Source organism: Agromyces fucosus (assembly GCF_004134865.1).
Classification (GTDB): Bacteria; Actinomycetota; Actinomycetes; order Actinomycetales; family Microbacteriaceae; genus Agromyces; species Agromyces fucosus.
Genome location: NZ_SDPO01000004.1, coordinates 411,941 through 431,270, shown reverse-complemented (window position 1 = coordinate 431,270; position 19,330 = coordinate 411,941). Strand labels below are relative to the sequence as shown.

The following is a 19,330-nucleotide window of genomic DNA, read 5'->3' as shown; positions in this document are numbered from 1 at the left end:
GACCGCGCAAGTGACGATCACAGGAGGCGCCGTGAGCGACGTCCGGAACAAAGCGGCTGGAGAGAACCCCCAGACCGCGACCCTGCAGTTCGGCAGCACCACCGCCGAACTGCCCGTCCACCGTGCGGTACAGGGCAACTCGAGCATCGACGTGTCGACGCTCACGCGGCAGACCGGGCTCACCGCGCTCGACTACGGGTTCGTCAACACCGCGTCGACGCGGTCGGCGATCACGTACATCGACGGTGAGCAGGGCATCCTGCGGTACCGCGGGTACCCGATCGAGCAGCTCGCGGCGAACTCGACCTACCTCGAGGTCGCCTGGCTGCTCATCTACGGCGAGCTCCCAACGGCAGACCAGCTCGGCGAGTTCGACGAGAAGATCCGTCACCACACCCTGCTGCACGAAGACCTCAAGCGCTTCTTCTCGTCGCTGCCGCACACGGCGCACCCGATGGCGGTGCTCTCGAGCGCGGTGTCGGCCCTGTCGACGTACTACGAGGACTCGACCGACTCGAACGACCCCGAGCAGGTCGAGCTCACCATGGTGCGCCTGCTCGCGAAGCTCCCGGTCATCGCGGCCTACGCGCACAAGAAGTCGATCGGCCAGGCGTTCCTGTACCCCGACAACTCGCTGTCGTTCGTCGACAACTTCCTGAAGCTCAACTTCGGCAACATGGCCGAGCCCTTCCAGGTCGATCCGGTGCTCTCCACCGCGCTCGACCGCCTGCTGATCCTGCACGAGGACCACGAGCAGAACGCGTCGACCTCGACCGTCCGCCTCGTCGGCTCGACCGGTGCGAACCTCTACGCCTCGATCTCCGCGGGCATCCAGGCGCTCTCGGGACCGCTCCACGGCGGCGCCAACGAAGCCGTGCTGCAGATGCTCGCCCGCATCCGCGACTCCGGCGAAGGCGTCGAGAAGTTCGTCGAGCGCGTGAAGAACAAGGAAGACGGCGTGAAGCTCATGGGCTTCGGACACCGCGTCTACAAGAACTACGACCCCCGCGCGACGATCGTCAAGCAGTCGGCCGACGAGGTGCTCGCCGGCCTCGGGGTCGCCGACCCGCTGCTCGACATCGCCAAGGAGCTCGAGCAGTTCGCGCTGCAGGACGACTACTTCAAGGAGCGTCGCCTCTATCCGAACGTCGACTTCTACACCGGCGTGATCTACAAGGCGATGGGCTTCCCGACGCGCATGTTCACCGTGCTCTTCGCGATCGGTCGCCTGCCCGGCTGGATGGCGCACTGGCGCGAGATGAACCTCGACCCGCAGACCAAGATCGGCCGCCCGCAGCAGCTCTACATCGGCGAGCCCGAGCGGCACTACCCCTCGGTCTGAGCCGCAGCACTCGATCGAACGCCGGTCCCGCCTTCAGGCGGGGCCGGCGTTTCATCTCCCGTCGCCGTGCCGGCCGTGCCGGCATCGTGCACGCCAGGTGAGCGCAGGGCCCGTCCCGGCTCACCCGGCGGGAGTCAGCCTCAGGGTGTTCGTCGCGCCGGCATCGACCGCGTCGCGCGTGAACGCCCAGTCGCGGAGCTGCCCGTGCTGCCAGAGCGGTGCCTGGTCGGCGTAGTTCGCGTGGAAGGCGTGGCCGGAGGCGCCGGTCAGGTTGATCCAGCGTGAGGCGTCGCGGTCGGCCAGGTCGACGACCATGCGCATCGACGGCACCCAGTCGACGCCGTAGCCGACGGTCGCATCCCAGCCGATGGCGTTGACGATCGAAGAGCCGCCGCCGAGTTCGTAGGGACCCCGGTTGAACAGCCACTCGATCGGCGCGATGCCGGACTCGCCGAAGCTCTGGTTCGTGAGCGTGAGCGTGTGCAGCCGGCCCCAGCGCCAGGAATCGGGGTTGCCGCCCATCGAGTCCTCGGACTCGGTCCATGCCGCGTCGAGCGCGTTCGCGATCATCGCATCCCTGCCGGCGACGCCGAGTTCGTCGTTCGTCCACCACGTGGAGTCGGGCTCACCGAGCAGCGTGCCGACGACGTTGAACCAGCGGTCGCCTCCCTGCGGCTGCGTCGACTCGGGCAGCCCGCCGAACATGTCGTCGAGCAGCGTGCGCCAGAACACGGCGAAGTAGGCCGCCTGCGCGCTGTCGACGTCGGCGCTGCCGTTCCAGCCGGCGAGCAGTTCGGCGCCGCGAGCGGCGTCGCCGTCGAGATCGAGTCCGGCGATCACGGGGAGGAAGGCGTCGGCGTTCGAATCGCCGGTGTCGAGCTGGATCTCCGCGAGCGAGTCGACCGTGAACTGCTCGCCGGCGTCGATGCGTTCGCGGATCAGTCGCTCGATGCCGGCGGCTCGGTAGCCGTAGTCCCAGTCCTTCGTGAGCATCGGGCCGGCAGGGCCGGCGGCCGCGTTGTTGGCCGTGACGAGGTAGCCCGCGGGCGGATTCAGCACAGACGGCAGCTGATCGAAGGGGATCGTGCCGGCCCAGCCGTTCGTGCTGGTCCACCCGGGCAGCGGCAGCGTGCCGTCGCCCGTCTTGCGCACGGGGATGCGGCCCGGCGCCTGGTAGCCGATGTTGCCCGAGGCATCCGCGTAGATGAGGTTCTGCGCAGGCACGTCGAACAGTGCGGCGGCCGCCCGGAACCCCTCCCAATCCTGTGCTCGATCGAGGGCGAAGATCGCGCCCGCGGTCGTGCCGGGCGACAGCGCGGTCCACTGCAGGGACACGGCGTAGTCGCCCTGCGGCTCGCCCGCGGCCGCCGGGTACTGGGCGGCGACCTCGGCGAAGTCGTCGCGGATGTCGGTCACGATCGGACCGCGCGCCGTCGAGCGCACCGTGATCGTGACGGGGTCGCCGCCCGCGACCTCGATGACCTCGTCACGGGTCGTGAGCGGCACCTGGACGCCGTCGAGCTCGTAGGTGTCGCCGCTCACTCGTTCGAGGTAGAGGTCGGCGACATCGGGCCCGAGGTTGGTGAAGCCCCAGGCGATCGAGGCATTCTGCCCGATCACGATTCCGGGCAGCCCCGAGAACGAGTACCCGGCGACGTCGAACCCGCACGTCTCGGTGACCTCGACGCAGTGCAGCCCCATCTGGGTCCAGATGGAGGGCATGGCCGGGCCGAGGTGCGGGTCGTTGGCCAGCAGCGGCAGGCCCGACTCGGTCAGGGCCCCGCCCACGACCCACGAGTTCGAACCGAGGTCGCCGCCCTCGGGGCCGAGCAGCTCGGGGACTCCGTCGATCGCCGCGCGCAGGGTGGCGAGGGCGGCGACGTAGTCGGAGGCAGGCTCGGATGCCGCCGCGGCATCCGTCTCGATCGTGTCGGTCTCGTCGGGGAGGGGCGTCACCGACTGCGCCGCGGTGGCCGCCACAGGCTGCCCGCCGACGATCGTGGGCATCGTCTCCCAGGGGAAGTCGGGGTGCAGGCGCGCGACCTCTTCGGGTGGCAGTGCGGTCGAGAGCATCGCGCGGTCGATCTCGTCGCCGAGATTCGAGCGCAGGTCCCAGGCCATGGCCTTCAGCCACGCGATCGAGTCGACGCCCGACCAGGGCTCGGGGGAGTAGCCCGGGTTCTGCAGCCCGAGCACCGCGTACTCGAGCGAGAGGTCGGCACCGCTGCGTTCCTCGAGGTAGGCGTTGACGCCCTCGGCGTACGCGTCGTAGTACGACCGCGGCACCTCGCCGAGCGCGTCGTACTCCTGCTGGGCGATGCCCCGCCAGTCGAGCGTGCGGATGAACGTGTCGGTGCCGACCTGCGACTCGCCGAACATCTCGGCGAGTCGGCCGGCGGTGACGTGCCGGCGGAAGTCCATCTCCCAGAAGCGGTCCTGCGCGTGCACGTACCCCTGCGCGACGAACAGGTCGTGGTCGGTCTCCGCATACAGCTGCGGGATGCCGGCGTCATCGCGGATGACGGTGACCTCTGCGCTCAGCCCCGGAACGTCGACCGCGCCGTTCATCGTCGGGAACGAACGCTGCACGGTCCACCAGCCGAGTCCGGCCGCGACGACCGCGAGCACGAGCATGGTGATGAGCAGGCCGATGACGAATCGCATCACTCGATGCCGACTGGTTCGCGGTGCGTCGGTACCCACGCCACTCCTTCGTGCTGCGCAGACGAGGGCCGCCCAATGGCGGCCCGGGTCACCAACTGTAGCCGAGAGGACGGGCCCTTCGACCCGGTCGTTGCAGGGCTGTGATGTGGGCGGATCCGCGAGACCGGAGCTGCGCGGTCGCGAGTGCTACGCGTGCAGTGCGGCGTTCAGCTGCACGCCCTCGCCAGAGCGCGAGAGCGCCTCGACCTGGCCGTTCAGGGAGTTGCGTCGGAAGAGCAGGTTCGGCACTCCCGAGAGCACGACGGCCTTGACGGTGTTCGGTCGTTCGCCCGGCCCGCCCTGCAGCACGACCTTCGTGCCGGCGGTGACGTAGAGGCCCGCCTCGACGACGCTGTCGTCGCCGATCGAGATGCCGATACCCGAGTTCGCGCCGAGGAGCGCGCGCTCGCCGATGACGACGCGCTGCGTGCCGCCGCCCGACAGGGTGCCCATGATCGAGGCCCCGCCGCCGATGTCGGAGCCGTCGCCGACGACGACGCCCTGCGAGATGCGGCCCTCCACCATCGAGGCGCCGAGTGTGCCGGCGTTGAAGTTCACGAATCCCTCGTGCATGACGGTCGTGCCGGGCGCGAGGTGCGCGCCGAGGCGCACACGGGCGGCGTCGGCGATGCGCACCCGATCGGGGGTGACGTAGTCGAGCAGGCGCGGGAACTTGTCGACGCTGACGGCGTGGATGCCGGCACGCTGCAGTGCGGGGCGCAGGCGGTGGAAGTCGGTCGGATGCACCGGACCCGCGTTGGTCCAGACCACGGCGGGCAGGTGGGCGAAGATGCCGTCGAGGTTCACCGTGTTGGGCGCTGCGAGCAGGTGGGAGAGCACGTGCAGACGCAGGTACGCGTCGCTCGTGCCGGTCGGAGCGGCGTCGAGGTCGATCGTCACCGTGACGGCCTCCACCGTGACGGTGCGGCGCTCGTCGGCGCCGGCGAGCGCGAGGTGCTCGGCCGCGAGCGGCGCAGCGGCGTCTGCGTCGCCGAGCACCGGTGCCGGGAACCACGTGTCGAGGACGCTGCCGTCGGCGGCGACGGTCGCGAGACCTGCTGCGGAGGCGAGGCGGGCGGGGCTGGACGCGACGTCGTTCGTGGGCATGATCCAAGGGTAGCGAGCGCGAGTGAAGGTGTGACGTTCCGATGCGTTCGTAGACTGGTGGGCATGCCTCCCGCCGCCGCACCGCTCACGCTCGACCTGACCGCCGATTCCCTCGCCATCACCCAGGCGATCTGCGATGCGCCGAGCGTGTCGGGCGACGAGTCGCGGCTCGCCGACGCGATCGAGCAGGCGCTCGCCGGGGCATCCCACCTCGAGGTGATCCGCGACGGCGACACGATCGTCGCGCGCACGAACCTCGGCCGCGAACGCCGGGTCGTGATCGCCGGACACATCGACACCGTGCCGATCAACGAGAACCTGCCCACCCGGTTCGAGACCGAAGACGGCGTCGACTACCTCTGGGGCCGCGGAACGGTCGACATGAAGGCGGGCGTCGCAGTGCAGCTGAAGCTCGCCCTCGAGCTCACCGACCCCATCGTCGACCTCACCTGGATGTGGTACGACAACGAGGAGGTCGCCTCCTCGCTCAACGGCCTCGGGCGGCTCTCGCGCAACCGCCCCGACCTCTTCGCCGGCGACTTCGCCATCCTCGGCGAACCGTCGAACGGGCAGGTCGAGGGCGGCTGCAACGGCACGCTCCGTGCCGAGGTCTGGACCACCGGGCTGCGGGCGCACTCGGCGCGCAGCTGGGTCGGCGACAACGCCATCCACAAGCTCGCACCGGCGCTGGCGAAGCTCGCCGAGTACCGGGCCGAGACCGTCGAGGTCGACGGGCTCGACTACCGCGAAGGGCTGAACGCCGTGCTCGTCTCGGGCGGCATCGCGGGCAACGTGATCCCCGACGAGGCCGTGCTCACGGTCAACTACCGCTTCGCGCCGAGCCGCAGCGTCGCCGAGGCATCCGCCTTCGTCACCGAGTTCTTCGACGGCTTCGAGGTCGCGATCGTCGACAGCGCCGAGGGCGCCCGGCCCGGGCTCGACGACCCGCTCGCGCAGCAGTTCGTGCGCGCTGTCGGCGCCGAGGCTCGCCCCAAGTACGGCTGGACGGATGTCGCGCGCTTCAGCGCCCTCGGCATCCCGGCGGTGAACTTCGGCCCCGGCGACCCGCTCAAGGCGCACGCCGACGACGAACGTGTCGACGTCGCCCAGATCGTGCACACCGAGGTCGCGCTGCGGGCCTGGCTGACCGGCGCCACTGCCTGAGCGGCCCGGCGCGAGCGAGGACCCCAATGACCACGTCGTCGGCCGCGGTGCGCGAACCCGACCCGTTCCGCGCGACGCGCTGGTCGCCGCGCGTTCGCTGGCGGATCGCCCCGTGGTGGGCGAAGGTCGCCCTGGTCTTCCTCGGTGCACGCGCGATCACCACGACGATGGTGCTCGTGATGGCGAGCCTGCAGGGGTCGAATCCGTGGACCCAGGCTCGCCCGGGCTACTTCGAGTACGCGAATCTCTGGGACGCCCGGTGGTACCAGATCATCTGGCTGGGCGGGTACCCGGCCGACCTTCCGTTGACCGAGGCCGGGCAGGTCGCCGAGAACGCATGGGCATTCCTGCCCGTCTACCCGATGCTCGTCGGCCTCGTGAGCTCGTTCGGGGTGCCGTGGAACGTGGCATCCGTCGTCGTGTCTCTCGCCGCGGGCCTCGGGGCCGCTCTCGTCACGTACCGACTCATGTCGCGCTTCCTCGAGCCCGACCGCGCCCTCTTCGCCGTCGTGCTGTTCTGCGTCGCGCCGGTCTCGCCGATCATGCAGTTCGGCTACGCCGAATCCCTCGGCCTGCTCTGGCTCTCGCTCGCCCTGCTGCTGCTCGTCGATCGGCGGTACGGATGGCTCGTGCCCGTGCTCGCCGTGTGGGCGTTCACGCGGCCCGGTGCGCTCGCCTTCGCGCTCACGCTCGGCCTGCACTGGCTGTGGCGGTGGTTCTCACGGCGGACGGACCCGTTCCCCATGCGGGAACGCGTGCTCGCGGCATCCGTCGCGGTGTTCGCGGGACTCGTCGGCCTCGCCTGGCCCGGCGTCGTCTGGGCGGCGACGGGGGAGCTGCACGGGTACACGGCGACGGAACTCGCGTGGCGCTCGGCGTACATCGGCTACCAGGAACTCGTGCCGTTCACGGCGTGGTTCCAGTCGGCCGACTGGTGGCTCGGCCAGCCGCTCGGCCCGATCGTCGTCATCGCGCTCATCGTCGGTTTCGCGATCACGCTCTTCCTGCCGGCGGTCCGCCGGCTCGGCGTCGACCTGCGACTCTGGCTCGCGAGTTACGCGCTGTACCTGCTCGCGGTGTTCTTCCCGCAGTCGAGCACGTTCCGGCTGCTCGCGCCCATGTTCCCGCTCGTCGGCGCGATGGCCCGGCCACGGGCGCGCTGGTACCGCTGGGGGATGGTCGCGCTCTCCATCGTGCTGCAACTCGGATGGCTGCTCATCGCATGGGGGATCGACGGCCGCGACTGGACGCCTCCCTGATGGGAAGGGGAATCCGGGCTATCGGAGGATGCCCTCCGTCTGTGGGAAGTCGTCAATCGGCTTGTCCACAGGCTCGCGGCGATTTCCCAGCGCCGCCTGTGTTAGCAGATAATGGAATCTCAGCCACGAAAGGGGAGCTCAATGGCGGCCATGAAGCCACGCACCGGAGACGGGCCAATGGAGGCTGTGAAGGAGGGTCGACTCATCATCGTTCGAGTTCCACTCGAGGGTGGCGGGCGCCTCGTCGTCTCGGTGAACGATGCTGAGGCCAAGGAGCTGTACGACGTCCTCGGCGGCGTCGTGAATCCCGCCTGAGTCACATCACTCGAATCGAGCCCCGATACTCTCGGGGCTCGAGTCGTTTCCGGCGTCAGACGCCGAGCTTGACGATCTGCAGCAGCCCGTCGCCGGCTGGCGAGATCGCCGTCGCGACCGCGGTCGAGGTCGAGAGCTCCGAGATGAGGGTGCGGTAGGCGCTCGCCGATTCGTCGCGGCGAGCCGGGTCGGCGACTCGGCCCTTCCAGAGGGCGCGTGCGACGAGGACCATGCCCCCGGGCTTCGCGAGGCGCAGTCCGTGCTCGGCGTACTCGATGACCGACGGCGCGTCTGCGTCGATGAAGACGATGTCGTACGAGCTCTCGTTCATGCGCGGCAGCACTTCGCTCGCACGCCCGGCGATGAGTCGCACTCGCGCTGCGGCGATGCCGGCGTCGGCGAAATGCTGGCGCGCATGCTGCTGGTACTCGTTCTCGGTGTCGATCGAGGTGAGCAGTGCTCTGCGGGCAGCCTGGAGCATCCAGAGGCCCGAGACGCCGACTCCGGTGCCGACCTCGATGATCGACTGGGCGCGCGAGGCGGCGGCGAGCACGGCGAGTTGCGCGCCCACGGCGGGCGAGACCGGCTCGACGCCGAGCTCGAGCGATTGCTGACGGGCCTTGGCGATCGACTCGGTCACGGCGACCGAGTCGTCGACGTACTTCCAGTTCAGGTCGTGATCGGACACGTGGCGGCTCCCGGATGGATCTCTCAGCCCTCAGCCTACGGTGAACACGCAGTGGCGTTTGCACGCCTCGCCGCCCACTATCCTGTAGGGGTGTTCGGTCTGACGTTCGAGAAGCTCCTCATCATCGGGGTGATCGCTGTCTTCCTGCTCGGGCCGGAGCGGCTGCCGCACTACGCCGCGCAATTGGGTCGGTTGGTGAGATCACTGCGAGACATGGCCAACGGCGCGAAAGACCGCATGCGCGACGAGATGGGCCCCGATTTCGACGACGTCGACTGGAAGAAGCTCGACCCGCGTCAGTACGACCCGCGTCGCATCATCCGCGAGGCGCTCACCGACGTCGACCCGTTCGCCGAGGAGGCGCCGGCGCCCGTCGTCGCCCGGGCATCGGTCAACGAGAACTCCGCCTACCTGCAGCGCAAGCGCCAGCGTGACGCGCTCGGCGCCGACGAACCCGCGCCGTTCGACTCCGAAGCGACCTGAGCCGCCCGCTCGACGTCGCCTGCGCCGCCCAGAGGCACGCGCGGCGGTGAGCGGATGCCTCGTGCCGGGCGCTCAGCGCAGCCGCAGCACCTTCAGCGCCTGCGCGAGCAGCACGAGAAGCGGAGCCTTCTGCTCGTACTCCTTCGCGGTGCGCGGCAGTTGCAGGAGCCCGGTGACCGATGAGATCGTGACGGGCTCCACGAAGCGCAGGAGTCCCGCCTCGCCGTTGCGGCGTCCGAGGCCCGATTGCTTCACGCCACCCATCGGTGCCGCCACGGATGCGAACGAGCCGCGGTATCCCTCGTTGATGTTGACGCTGCCGGCGTCGAGGGCGTCCGCGACGCGGCGCGCACGCCCGGCGGATGACGTGAAGACGGCGGCGTTCAGGCCGTACTCGCTCGAATTGGCCGCGAGCACCCCCTCGTCGTCGCTGTCGATGAGGTAGAGCGAGGCGATCGCGCCGAAGGTCTCCTCGGCGTAGACGTCCATGTCGGGAGTGACGCCGGTGAGGATCGTCGGCTCGAAGAACCACGGCCCGATGTCGGGCCGGTGCGTGCCGCCGACGAGCACGACGGCCCCCTTCGCGACGGCGTCGTCGAGGTGCGCCTGCACCCGCTCGAGCTGCGCGGCACTCGCGAGCGACCCGAAGTCGGCGCTGAAGTCGAGGCCGGAGCCGAGCTTGGCCGACCGCAGTCGCTCGACGAGCGCCCGCTGGAACGGGCCCGCGACCTTCTGGTGCACGTAGATGCGCTCGACCGAGACGCAGAGCTGGCCCATCGCCGAGAACGCGGCGTGCGCGGAGTTCGCCGCGGCCTCTGCGGGGTCGACGTCGTCGAGGACGAGCAGGGCGTTCTTGCCGCCGAGTTCGAGCGAGGAGCCGATGAGACGGCGGCCCGCCTTCTCGCCGATCTTCCGGCCGGTCGCCGTCGAGCCGGTGAAGCAGATGTAGTCCGCGGCATCCGTCAGCGCCTCGCCGACCTCGGCGGCCGGGCCCGCCACGACGGCCCAGAGCGCTGCGGGCACGCCGGCATCGATGTAGGCGCGACGGAGGGCGAGGATCGAGAGCGCACCCTGGTCGTCGGCCTTCTGCACGACGCCGCATCCGGCGGCGAGGGCGGGCACGACGTCCATCGCGGCGAGGCTCAGCGCGAAGTTCCACGGGGTGATGACGCCGACGACGCCCTTCGGCCGGAACTGCACCCGGCTCGTCGCCACGGTCGGAAGGCCGGAGCGGATGGGTCGACCGTGCAGCACCTTGCGGGCGGCGAGCGCGTTGTAGCGGGTGACGGAGACGGCCTCGAAGATCTCCTCGAAGGCCTGACCGCGGGTCTTGCCGCTCTCGAGCTGGATGAGGTCGAGCAGCATCTCGCGTCGCTCGAGGATGAGGTCGTGCGCCCGCAGCAGCACGCGGCGGCGCTCGGCGAAGCCGGCACGGGCCCACGCGAGCTGGGCGAGCTTCGCGCGGGCGAACGCGTCGAGCACGTCGTCGGCGCTCGATCGCGGCAGCTCGTGCAGCGTCTCGCCCGTCGAGGGGGTCGGGACGGCGATGGTCTCGGAGCCGGAGGCGACGACATCGTCGGCGAGGCTCGCGTACAGGTCGGGGGAGGCCGTGGGGGCGCGCATGCGCACAGTCTAGGACAGTCGACCCAGTTCTAGGTCAGTTGACCCAGTTCGCGGTCCGAAGCGTGCCGACAGGTGAGTACACTGCCTCCATGACCGCATCGGTGCGTCCCCTCTCCCGCGGTGTCGTGGCCCGCTATGCGATCGGCTCCATCGGCACGGGCGGCTTCGCCACGCTGCCCGGTCTCGTGCTCGTGTACTACCTGACCGACACCCTCGGCGTGACGGCGCTCGTCGCGGGACTCGTCGTGACCGCCGCCAAGGTGTGGGACGTCGTGATCGACCCGTGGATCGGCGAGCGCAGCGACCGCGCCCTCGCGCGCACCGGCACTCGTCGCACGTGGATGATCGTGGGTGCCCTCGCGCTGCCCGTCGGCTTCATCGTCACGTTCGCGGTGCCGGCGGGCCTCGACCCCGGGGCATCCGGCATCTGGGTGTTCCTGGCCTTCCTCGCGACGGCGACGGCGTTCAGCCTCTTCCAGGTGCCCTACATCGCACTCCCGGCCGAGCTCACCGCCGACTACGACGCACGCACGCGGCTGCTGACCTGGCGCGTCGTCGTGCTCACGATCGCGATCCTGCTCTTCGGCGCCGGCGGCCCAGAGGTGCGTGCGGCGTTCGACGACGAGCACACGGGCTACCTCGTGATGGCGATCGTCGCGGGCCTCGTGATCGGGGCGGGCATGTTCGTCGCGACCTCGACGGCGGCGAAGGCCGGTGCGCCCGTGCCCAGTCCGTCGACGGATGCCGCGCCGCGCCGCGACATCCGCGCCGGGTACGCCGAGGGCTTCGCCGCCCTCAAGCGCAGCCCCGCCTTCCGCGCGCTGCTCGCGGCATTCGTGCTGCAGGGCCTCGCGACGGGGCTCATGCTCGCGGGCGCCCAGTTCGTCGCGACCTGGGTGCTCCGTGACGAGCGCGCGGTGACCTACCTCTTCGTCGCGCTCATCGGCCCGGCGGTGCTCTTCGCGCCCGTCTGGCAGGCGATCGCCCGCCGCGTGGGCAAGGAGCGCGGGTTCGCCCTCGCGAGCACCCTCTTCGGCATCGCCGCCCTCACCCTGGTCGGCATGATCTGGGCGCCGGGCGCGTGGGTGTACGTGCCCGTCGCGCTCGCCGGCGCCGGCTACGCGGGCATGCAGTCGCTGCCGATGGCCATGCTGCCCGACGTGATCTCGCACGACGCCCGCACGCACGGCATCGGCCGCGCCGGCAGCTTCGGCGGCGTCTGGACCGCGGGGGAGACCGCCGGCATGGCGCTCGGCGCCACGGTCCTCACGATCGTGCTCGCGTTGACCGGCTACGTGGAGTCGATCGGCTCCCAGACGGTGACCCAGTCTCCGGCCGCGATCGCGGGCATCGCGATCAGCTTCAGCGCGATTCCCGCGCTGCTCGTCGCCGCGAGCCTCGTGGCGCTGCGCAAGTACCCGCTCCGACGCGCGGACATCGAAGCCGATGCCGCCGCCACGACCGCAGAGACGGTGGCATGATGACCCACTTCCGCCGCGAGGCATCCGAGATCCTCGCCGAGCTCGAGGCGATGCGCGCCCTCGACGCCCCGACGCACGGTGGCCGGGTGCTCTCGTACGTCTACGACTCGGGCCTCGCCGAGCTCGACGAGCTCGCCGCCGGCGCGGCCCGTCTCGTGCAGCCCGTGAACGGACTCGACCCGACGACGTTCACCTCGGTCGCCGCGATGGAGGCCGGCGTCGTCGGCTTCGCGCGACGCGTGCTCGGCGGCGCGGGCGACGACGACATCGTCGGGTCGGTCACCTCGGGGGGCACCGAGAGCTGCCTGCTCGCGGTGAAGTCGGCACGCGACCTCTGGCGATCGGTGCGAGCGGGCAGCCCGCGCGTGCCCCGCATCGTCGCCCCGGTCACCGTGCACGCCGCATTCCACAAGGCCGCCGAGTACTTCGGGCTCGAGCTCGACCTCGTGCCGGTCGACCCGCTGACGGGCGTCGTCTCCGCCGCCGCGATCGAGGAGCGGCTCGGCGACGACGTCGCGCTCGTCGTGGTGAGCGCGCCGTCCTATCCGTTCGCGGCGCTCGATCCGGTCGCGGATGTCGCGTCGATCACCGGCCCGCGCGGGATCGCGCTGCACGTCGACGCCTGCATCGGCGGTTTCGCCCTCGCGTTCTGGCCCGACGAGCTGCCCGCGTGGAACCTCGCTGTTCCCGGCGTCACGAGCCTCTCCGCCGACCTCCACAAGTACGGGTACGCGCCGAAGGGCGTCTCGGTGCTGCTCACGCGCGGCCGCGACCGCCAGCGGTTCCAGTACTTCGCGACGACCGCCTGGCCGGGGTACCCGGTCGTGAACCCCACGCTCACCGGCTCGAAGCCCGCCGGGCCCCTCGCCGCCGCCTGGTCGATCATCGAGGCGCTCGGCGAAGAGGGCTTCGCCGGACTCACCGCGCAGGCGGCGCGAGCGACCGATGCGCTGCGCGGCGTCGTCGCGGGCATCGACGGGCTGAAGATCGTCGGCACGCCGACCGGCCCGCTCTTCGCGGTCGCCGTCGACGAGTCGGTGCCGGCCGACCGGAGAGTCGACCCCCACCACTGGGCGGATGCCGCGCGCGCATCGGGATGGCACCTGCAGCTGCAGCCCGCGCTCACCCAGGCCGACGGCACGCGACTGCCCCACACGACCCACCTCACGGTGACGCCGGTGACGGAGGCCGTGATCGGCGAACTGTCGAAGGCGCTCGTCGCCGCCGCCGATGTCGTGCGGGGCGTGCCACCCGTCGACGGTCGTGCGCTCGTCGCCGGGCTGGCTGAGACGTTGCCCGGTGGCCTCGACGCGCTCGCCGGGGCATCCGCCGGCCTCGACTCGGAGGGCGCTGCGGGCCTGCTGCGAGCGTTCGGGCTGCTCGGGGGTGCCGTTGCCGATGACGAGGCTGCCGGCGCCGATGGTGCGCTGCCCGACCGGCTCGCCCCGGTGCTCGCGCTCGTCGGTGCGCTGCCGCCGCAGCTCACCGAGCGTCTGCTCGTGGAGCTGCTCGCCCGGGTCGTGGAGCCGGCCCCCGGTTCCTGAGCGCCTCGTCAGTCGATCAGGCGTCGAGGATGAACGCGCGCTCGCCCGTCAGCGGGCGCAACTGGCCGGTGATCGGGAACGGCACCACGTGCTCGATCGCGGGCGCGTCGATGGCGCCGAAGTCGTCCTTCTTCACGCGCACCGCGGTCGACGAGACCTCGGTGATGCGCACGCGAAGCCACGTGCCGTCGTCGAGCCGCAGTTCGTACAGGTCGGCGAGGTAGCCGATTCCCGTCTCCTCGAGCGTCTCTTCGGCGCTCAGCCAGTCGAGCGCGTCGGTCAGGGGCCGACCGAGGAGGTCGATCACGACGAAGCCCTCGCCGTCGGGGCGCATCCACCCGAGCAGTTCACCGTCGCCGCGACGATGCTCGATCCAGTCAGCCGGTGTCGTCATGCTTCGAGGCTACCGAAGGCGGTGGTCGCACCTCAGGTCGTACGGATCCTGCCCGTGGGGTCGACCGTGATGACGACCGTCTGCACCTTGCGATTGAGCGCCCGGTAGACGACGTAGATGAGCCACAGGCCGCCGGTCAGGATCACGAGGATGAGGTTCCAGAACCAGCCGATGCGCTTGTTCTTGGAGACGACGGCCTGGCCCGCGGCGACGGACTGCACCGTCCAGCCGCGCTGCGCGTACTTCGCGACCTCGGCATTGAGCAGTTGGGCACGCGACTCGTCGGAGAGCGCGGCAGGGGATGGATTCGGGGTGCTCATGCCGGGATTCTATCGAGCGAACCCCGGCCGCACCGGTGCGAAGGCGTCACGCGGTGCCGGTCACTCCAGCCCGCAGCGTTCGCCGTAGTAGGCGTAGAGCTCGGCCTTCAGCGCGTCGCCCGACGATCGGTCGAGCCGACCCTCGCGACCGTCGGCCGTGCGGATCTCGAAGGGCAGGATCGTGCCGCGCTTGTCGTCGGCGATCGCGTGGGCGTCGCAGCGGGCAGGTCTCACCGGGAGGGTGATCGTCAGCGGGTCGCCGCCCACCGCCACCTCGGTGCCGAGCGGCCAGTCGACGCCGCCCTCGGCGTTCAGCAGCGTGGTGCCGTACACGCGGTCGATCACGAACGAGCCCGCGGCGTCGGCGTCGGCATCGGATGCCGCGGGCACGACCTCGACGTCGATGAACGCACGCTGCTCGGCGCCGGTGCCCGTCGTGCGCAGATGCTCCGGCATCTCGATCGCGGCGACGCGCTCGACCGACTCGGCGAGGCAGTCGGCGTTCGCGACGCGCGCCAGCGTGCCGTGCGGATCGTCGGCGGTGAGTTCGCCGGAGGCCCGGCCCGAGGGCACCGCCACCTCGAGCAGGATCGTCGCCTCGGGATCGGGCACCGTCGAACCGTCGCCGCACTCGCTCGCCGACAGCGGGAGCCGGATCTGCAGTGCGTCGCCGGGCCCGACCTCGAACGGGTCGCTCCGCACCATGCCGGGAGCGAGCGTCGGCGAGTCGACCTCGAGCCGCTCGACCGTCACCGGCTCGTCGCCGCCGTTCTCGATGCGCACGACGAGCCGGTGCGCCTCGATGTCGAGGCGACCCTGCTGCACGCGCGCGGAGAGGCCCTCGGGCAGCTCGGCTGCGGGAATCCGGGCCAGTGGACCGCATGCGGAGAGCCCGAACGCCATCGAGGCGACCGCGAAGACGGCGATGACGGATGTCGCGAGCCGGCGGGTCAGGCGGGCGCGCGACATCCGCTCACCGGACCGTCACGTCGAGTCGTCGCCCCGCCAGCGAGCGGGGCACGGCGGCGAGCTGCGCCGCGACCTGCTCGATCGCACGGGCAGCGGGATCGTCGGGCTCCGCGAGCACGACCGGCATGCCGTCGTCGCCGCCGCGACGGAGGGCGACGCTGAGCGGCACGCTCGCGAGCAGCGGCACGGGTGCGGGCTGACCCGCTGAGAGCCGCTCGGCGACGATCTCGCCGCCGCCGGCGCCGAAGAGGTCGAAGATCTCGCCGCCGGGCTGCGCGAAGCCGGCCATGTTCTCGACGACGCCCACGATCTTCTGGCCGGTCTGGCGCGCCACGACGCCCGAGCGCTCCGCGACGTCGGCCGCTGCGGGCTGCGGAGTCGTCACGACGACGACCTCGGCGTTCGGCAGCAGCTGCCCGAGCGAGATCGCGACGTCGCCCGTGCCGGGCGGCAGGTCGACGAGCAGCACGTCGAGGTCGCCGAAGTACACGTCGGTGAGGAACTGCGAGAGCGTGCGGTGCAGCATCGGTCCGCGCCACGCGACGGCGACGGATGACGCGCGCCCACCCGCTTCGCTCGGTTCGACGAACATGCCGATCGAGATGACCTTCACGCCGTGCGCGACGGGCGGGAGGATCATGTCGTCGACCCGGGTGGGCCGGGCAGCGAGCCCCGACTCGTCGACGAGCCCGACGAGCCCCGGGATCGAGAAGCCGTGCACGTCGGCGTCGACGAGCCCGACCGACAAGCCGCGGGCGGCGAGCGCGACGGCCAGGTTCGCGGTGATCGTCGACTTGCCGACGCCGCCCTTGCCGCTCGTGACCGCGATCACCCGGGTGAGGCTGCCCGGGCCGAAGGGGTTGCCGCGCGCCGCCTTGCCGCCGCGGAGGCGCTCGGTGAGCGCAGCACGCTGCTCGGGCGTCATGACGCCGAGCACGACCTCGGCGTTGCCGGCGCCGACGACCGTCTCGGTCGCCTGCCGCACGTCACGTTCGATGCGGTCGGAGGCGGGGCATCCGACGATCGTCAGGCGGATGCCGACCTCGACGCGGCCGTCGTCGCCGACGACGACGCGGTCGACCATGTCGAGCTCGGTGATGGGCTTTCGGATCTCGGGGTCGATGACGCCCGTGAGCGCCGCGCGAACGGCGGTCTCGAGGGCGGCCGGGTCGACCGCGGCGTGGTCAGCGGCCGGCATGCTCCGCGTCCTCCTCGTCGCGTCGGTCGAGCTCCTCGATGATCGAGCGCAGCTCCGAGCGGATGAACTCGCGCGACGCGAGGTCTTTCATCGCGAGGCGCAGCGCCACGACCTCGCGGGCGAGGTACTCGGTGTCGGCGAGGTTGCGCTCGGCGCGCTGGCGATCCTGCTCGATCTGCACGCGGTCGCGGTCGTCTTGACGGTTCTGCGCGAGCAGGATGAGGGGCGCGGCGTACGACGCCTGCAGCGAGAGCACGAGCGTGAGGGCCGTGAAGCCGATCGCGATCGAGTCGAAGCGCCACTGCTCGGGTGCGAACGTGTTCCAGACCATCCAGCCGATCGCGAACACCGAGAGGGCCAGCAGGAATCCGGGCGTGCCCATACCGCGGGCCACCAGCTCGGTGAAGCGACCGAATCGGTCGCTGTCGCCCGAGCCCCGGAAGGACGGGGCGCGGCGCGTGCCCTTCGGGGTGTCGAACCGCCGGTCGTCTGCGTCAGCGCGTGCCATCTCCTGCCCTCCTTCCGTTCGAGATGGGGATACTCCCCGTCGTCAGCTGGGCTCGCGCGGCTGCGCGGCGCCCCACCTCGGTATCTTCGGGATGACTTCGCCAGTCATCGGGCAGGAGGTAGTCGAGCACGTCGTCAATCGTCACCACCCCGACGAGTCGATGCTTCTCGTCGACGACCGGCACCGAGACGAGGTCGTAGCTCGCGAGGATGCGGCTGACCTCGGCGGCTGACGTGTCGGCGCGCACGGGTTCGAGGCCCTGGTCGATGAGCGTGCCGAGCCGCTCGTGCGGCGGGTAGCGCAACATGCGCTGGAAGTGCACGATGCCGAGGAATCGCCCGGTCGGCGGCTCGTACGGCGGCAGCGTCACGCAGACCGCCGCACCGAGGGCGGGCGGCAGGTCGTGGCGACGGATGAGCGCGAGACCCTCGGCCACCGTGGCATCGGCCGAGACGATGATCGGCTCGGGGGTCATGAGGCCGCCGGCGGTGTCGGGCCCGTACGAGAGCAGGAAGCGCACGTCGTCGGCCTCTTCGGGCTCCATGAGCTCGAGCAGGTGCTCGCCGCGGCCCTCGGGGAGCTGCGCGATGAGGTCGGCGGCGTCGTCGGGCTGCATGTGGTCGAGCACATCGGCGGCGCGGTCGTCGCCGAGACCGGCGAGGATCACCACCTGGTCGGACTCGGGCATCTCTTCGAGCACGTCGGCCAGGCGGTCGTCGGAGAGCTCTTCGGCGACCTCTTGGCGCCGCTGGGCCGGAAGGTCGAGGAGCGTGTTCGCGAGGTCGGCGGGCTTCAGCTCGGAGTACGACGCGATGAGGTGCTCGGCGGACTGCGCCTCACCCGGAGGGTTCACCTCGCGCACCTCGCGCCAGGTGACGTACGCCGACTGACCCTTCGAGAACGGGGAAGCGCCCTTGGGGCGACGCACGAAGAGCTGGTCGACCTGCCACTCGCCGGGCTCGAGCTCCTCGATCGCGACGTCTTCGATCGAGGCCGTGCCCGAACCGTCGACGAAGGCGACCTTGCGACCGAGCATCTCGGCGATGACGCGCACCTCGCCGCCGCGCTGCTCGAAGCGTCGGAGGTTGATGAGACCCGTCGTGATGATCTGGCCGCCACCGATGGAGGTCACCCGGCCGATCGAGAGGAAGACGCGGCGCTTGCCGGGGATCTCGACGATGAGACCGACGACGCGCGGAGGGTCGCTCTTGCGGTACACGACGAGGACGTCGCGCACCTTGCCGACCCGATCACCGGCGGGGTCGAAGACGGCGCACCCGGCGAGTCGGGCGACGAAGACTCTCGTGGCGCTCACGCCTACCAACTTAGTCCCGGATGCCTCGTGCGCGGCCCGCTTCCCGGCCTCGAGCGTGCGCGTCGTGGGAGAATGGCCGGGTGAGCACTCAATCCCCGTTCGGTGGCCGAGTCGGCCGTGCCTACCCGATCCTGCCCAAGGGCGAGACGGTGGCGAGCTTCGAGACCTACGCCGAAGCGCAGGCCGCGGTCGACGCCCTCGCCAAGGCTGAGTTCCCCGTGAAGGAGCTCGCGATCGTGGGCACCGACCTCACGAGCGTCGAGCGCATCACCGGCAAGCTCACGTGGGGCCGCGCCGCCGGCGCCGGCGCCCTGTCGGGCGCCTGGTTCGGCACCTTCCTCGGCCTGCTGTTCTTCATCTTCGCGCCGACCGGCGCCTCGGTCGGCATCCTCATCTCCGCGGTGCTCATCGGCGCCGGGTTCGGCATGATCTTCAGCGTCGTCTCGTACTCGTTGAACCGGCGCCGCCGCGACTTCACCTCGGTCGGGCAGGTGCTCGCGACCAGGTACGCGATCATCGCCGAGAGCGCGCACGTCGACCGGGCCCGCAGCGTGCTCGGCGTCGACGCGCCGGCGCCCGAGCGCCCGGCCGCGAACCTGCCGGTCGAGAACGGCGGGCGACCGCTGAGCTACGGCGAGGCGACGGATGCCGCGAAGCGCGCCGCCGCCGAAGGGGCCCGGGGTGCGCAGGCTCCTGTTCGCCCGCGCTATGGGGAACTCGCGCCGACGGCCGACGCCGGCGACGCGGCATCCGCTGCAGCGCAGTCAGACGACGACGGCGCCGAGGCGTCGAAGGCCGCCGAGCCGCCCGCCTCGGAGCGCTGAGAGCCTGAAGTCCCGTCTCTCGAGGTCGGGGCATTTCCCAGGCTCGCGATCCTCGGCACCGAGTTCGCGTGGGCGAAACGGGTCGCCGCGCTC

General features: G+C 71.0%; 18 protein-coding genes. 8 read left to right on the top strand and 10 right to left on the bottom strand.

From position 1 onward, the window contains the following. Nucleotides 1-31 precede the first annotated feature (31 nt). Nucleotides 32-1,342 (top strand): citrate synthase, encoded by a 1,311-nt coding sequence (locus ESP57_RS17455; protein ID WP_082571671.1) that lies wholly within the window; start codon nucleotides 32-34, stop codon nucleotides 1,340-1,342. 120 nt (nucleotides 1,343-1,462) lie between these two features. Here the strand turns inward: ESP57_RS17455 and ESP57_RS17450 are convergent, their stop codons facing one another. Then, entirely contained in the window at nucleotides 1,463-4,006 is a 2,544-nt protein-coding gene (locus ESP57_RS17450; RefSeq protein WP_129232387.1) for a penicillin acylase family protein, read from the bottom strand. Nucleotides 4,007-4,192: 186 nt separating this feature from the next. Next, nucleotides 4,193-5,152 (bottom strand): 2,3,4,5-tetrahydropyridine-2,6-dicarboxylate N-succinyltransferase, encoded by a 960-nt coding sequence (gene dapD, locus ESP57_RS17445; RefSeq protein WP_129232386.1) that lies wholly within the window; start codon nucleotides 5,150-5,152, stop codon nucleotides 4,193-4,195. A 63-nt stretch (nucleotides 5,153-5,215) separates the two neighbouring features. On the opposite strand from dapD, the gene dapE reads away from it, so the two are divergent. The 3 genes from dapE (at nucleotide 5,216) to ESP57_RS17430 (ending at nucleotide 7,890) form a co-directional block, all read left to right on the top strand. Continuing rightward, nucleotides 5,216-6,316, top strand: a complete 1,101-nt coding sequence (gene dapE, locus ESP57_RS17440; protein ID WP_129232385.1) for a succinyl-diaminopimelate desuccinylase — start codon at nucleotides 5,216-5,218, stop codon at nucleotides 6,314-6,316. A gap of 26 nt (nucleotides 6,317-6,342) precedes the next feature. Then, complete coding sequence (locus ESP57_RS17435) at nucleotides 6,343-7,575, top strand: hypothetical protein (RefSeq protein ID WP_243648574.1); 1,233 nt, start codon at nucleotides 6,343-6,345, stop codon at nucleotides 7,573-7,575. 141 nt (nucleotides 7,576-7,716) lie between these two features. After that, nucleotides 7,717-7,890 carry a DUF3117 domain-containing protein gene (locus ESP57_RS17430; RefSeq protein ID WP_067875042.1) on the top strand — a complete coding sequence of 58 codons (174 nt, stop codon included), beginning with the start codon at nucleotides 7,717-7,719 and terminating at the stop codon, nucleotides 7,888-7,890. Nucleotides 7,891-7,945: 55 nt separating this feature from the next. Here ESP57_RS17430 and ESP57_RS17425 read toward each other — a convergent pair whose 3' ends face one another. Continuing rightward, nucleotides 7,946-8,578, bottom strand: coding sequence for an O-methyltransferase (locus ESP57_RS17425; protein ID WP_056014478.1), 633 nt, complete (start codon nucleotides 8,576-8,578; stop codon nucleotides 7,946-7,948). Nucleotides 8,579-8,668: 90 nt separating this feature from the next. Between ESP57_RS17425 and ESP57_RS17420 the strand changes: the two genes are divergently transcribed. After that, entirely contained in the window at nucleotides 8,669-9,061 is a 393-nt protein-coding gene (locus ESP57_RS17420) for a sec-independent translocase (protein ID WP_056014474.1), read from the top strand. Between the two features lie 72 nt (nucleotides 9,062-9,133). On the opposite strand, the gene ESP57_RS17415 is transcribed toward ESP57_RS17420, so the two are convergent. Continuing rightward, nucleotides 9,134-10,684, bottom strand: a complete 1,551-nt coding sequence (locus ESP57_RS17415; protein WP_056014471.1) for a succinic semialdehyde dehydrogenase — start codon at nucleotides 10,682-10,684, stop codon at nucleotides 9,134-9,136. Between the two features lie 89 nt (nucleotides 10,685-10,773). On the opposite strand from ESP57_RS17415, the gene ESP57_RS17410 reads away from it, so the two are divergent. Both ESP57_RS17410 and ESP57_RS17405 read left to right on the top strand, forming a co-directional pair. Next, nucleotides 10,774-12,165 carry an MFS transporter gene (locus ESP57_RS17410; protein ID WP_056014469.1) on the top strand — a complete coding sequence of 464 codons (1,392 nt, stop codon included), beginning with the start codon at nucleotides 10,774-10,776 and terminating at the stop codon, nucleotides 12,163-12,165. Then, complete coding sequence (locus tag ESP57_RS17405; protein ID WP_129232384.1) at nucleotides 12,165-13,709, top strand: pyridoxal phosphate-dependent decarboxylase family protein; 1,545 nt, start codon at nucleotides 12,165-12,167, stop codon at nucleotides 13,707-13,709. The genes ESP57_RS17410 and ESP57_RS17405 overlap by 1 nt, the downstream gene beginning before the upstream one ends. A gap of 16 nt (nucleotides 13,710-13,725) precedes the next feature. Here ESP57_RS17405 and ESP57_RS17400 read toward each other — a convergent pair whose 3' ends face one another. From ESP57_RS17400 to ESP57_RS17375, 6 genes are read right to left on the bottom strand one after another with little or no spacing between them, the layout of a single operon-like run. After that, on the bottom strand, nucleotides 13,726-14,103 hold the full coding sequence (locus tag ESP57_RS17400; RefSeq protein ID WP_115962049.1) for a hypothetical protein: 378 nt from the start codon (nucleotides 14,101-14,103) through the stop codon (nucleotides 13,726-13,728). Between the two features lie 32 nt (nucleotides 14,104-14,135). Further along, entirely contained in the window at nucleotides 14,136-14,423 is a 288-nt protein-coding gene (locus tag ESP57_RS17395; RefSeq protein WP_056014460.1) for a hypothetical protein, read from the bottom strand. Between the two features lie 60 nt (nucleotides 14,424-14,483). After that, nucleotides 14,484-15,392, bottom strand: a complete 909-nt coding sequence (locus tag ESP57_RS17390) for a hypothetical protein (protein WP_129232383.1) — start codon at nucleotides 15,390-15,392, stop codon at nucleotides 14,484-14,486. Between the two features lie 4 nt (nucleotides 15,393-15,396). Beyond that, a complete protein-coding gene (locus ESP57_RS17385) occupies nucleotides 15,397-16,590 on the bottom strand; it encodes an Mrp/NBP35 family ATP-binding protein (RefSeq protein WP_129232382.1) in 1,194 nt (397 codons plus the stop codon). Continuing rightward, on the bottom strand, nucleotides 16,577-17,098 hold the full coding sequence (locus tag ESP57_RS17380; RefSeq protein ID WP_056014451.1) for a DUF1003 domain-containing protein: 522 nt from the start codon (nucleotides 17,096-17,098) through the stop codon (nucleotides 16,577-16,579). The genes ESP57_RS17385 and ESP57_RS17380 overlap by 14 nt, the downstream gene beginning before the upstream one ends. Continuing rightward, nucleotides 17,085-18,413 carry a magnesium transporter MgtE N-terminal domain-containing protein gene (locus ESP57_RS17375; RefSeq protein ID WP_115962058.1) on the bottom strand — a complete coding sequence of 443 codons (1,329 nt, stop codon included), beginning with the start codon at nucleotides 18,411-18,413 and terminating at the stop codon, nucleotides 17,085-17,087. The genes ESP57_RS17380 and ESP57_RS17375 overlap by 14 nt, the downstream gene beginning before the upstream one ends. Nucleotides 18,414-18,493: 80 nt before the next feature. Here ESP57_RS17375 and ESP57_RS18645 point away from each other — a divergent pair, with 80 nt between their 5' ends. Beyond that, on the top strand, nucleotides 18,494-19,237 hold the full coding sequence (locus ESP57_RS18645) for a YflT domain-containing protein (RefSeq protein ID WP_207904582.1): 744 nt from the start codon (nucleotides 18,494-18,496) through the stop codon (nucleotides 19,235-19,237). The last annotated feature ends 93 nt before the right edge of the window (nucleotides 19,238-19,330 follow it).

Excerpts from the sequence above, each read along its gene's own strand:
- ESP57_RS17435 (WP_243648574.1), top strand. The coding sequence starts at position 6,343 with ATGACCACGTCGTCGGCCGCGGTGCGCGAACCCGACCCGTTCCGCGCG.
- ESP57_RS17400 (WP_115962049.1), bottom strand. The coding sequence starts at position 14,103 with ATGACGACACCGGCTGACTGGATCGAGCATCGTCGCGGCGACGGTGAA.
- ESP57_RS17410 (WP_056014469.1), top strand. The coding sequence starts at position 10,774 with ATGACCGCATCGGTGCGTCCCCTCTCCCGCGGTGTCGTGGCCCGCTAT.
- ESP57_RS17415 (WP_056014471.1), bottom strand. The coding sequence starts at position 10,684 with ATGCGCGCCCCCACGGCCTCCCCCGACCTGTACGCGAGCCTCGCCGAC.
- ESP57_RS17390 (WP_129232383.1), bottom strand. The coding sequence starts at position 15,392 with ATGTCGCGCGCCCGCCTGACCCGCCGGCTCGCGACATCCGTCATCGCC.
- ESP57_RS17395 (WP_056014460.1), bottom strand. The coding sequence starts at position 14,423 with ATGAGCACCCCGAATCCATCCCCTGCCGCGCTCTCCGACGAGTCGCGT.
- dapE (WP_129232385.1), top strand. The coding sequence starts at position 5,216 with ATGCCTCCCGCCGCCGCACCGCTCACGCTCGACCTGACCGCCGATTCC.
- dapD (WP_129232386.1), bottom strand. The coding sequence starts at position 5,152 with ATGCCCACGAACGACGTCGCGTCCAGCCCCGCCCGCCTCGCCTCCGCA.
- ESP57_RS17380 (WP_056014451.1), bottom strand. The coding sequence starts at position 17,098 with ATGGCACGCGCTGACGCAGACGACCGGCGGTTCGACACCCCGAAGGGC.
- ESP57_RS17405 (WP_129232384.1), top strand. The coding sequence starts at position 12,165 with ATGACCCACTTCCGCCGCGAGGCATCCGAGATCCTCGCCGAGCTCGAG.
- ESP57_RS17385 (WP_129232382.1), bottom strand. The coding sequence starts at position 16,590 with ATGCCGGCCGCTGACCACGCCGCGGTCGACCCGGCCGCCCTCGAGACC.
- ESP57_RS17430 (WP_067875042.1), top strand. The coding sequence starts at position 7,717 with ATGGCGGCCATGAAGCCACGCACCGGAGACGGGCCAATGGAGGCTGTG.
- ESP57_RS17450 (WP_129232387.1), bottom strand. The coding sequence starts at position 4,006 with ATGCGATTCGTCATCGGCCTGCTCATCACCATGCTCGTGCTCGCGGTC.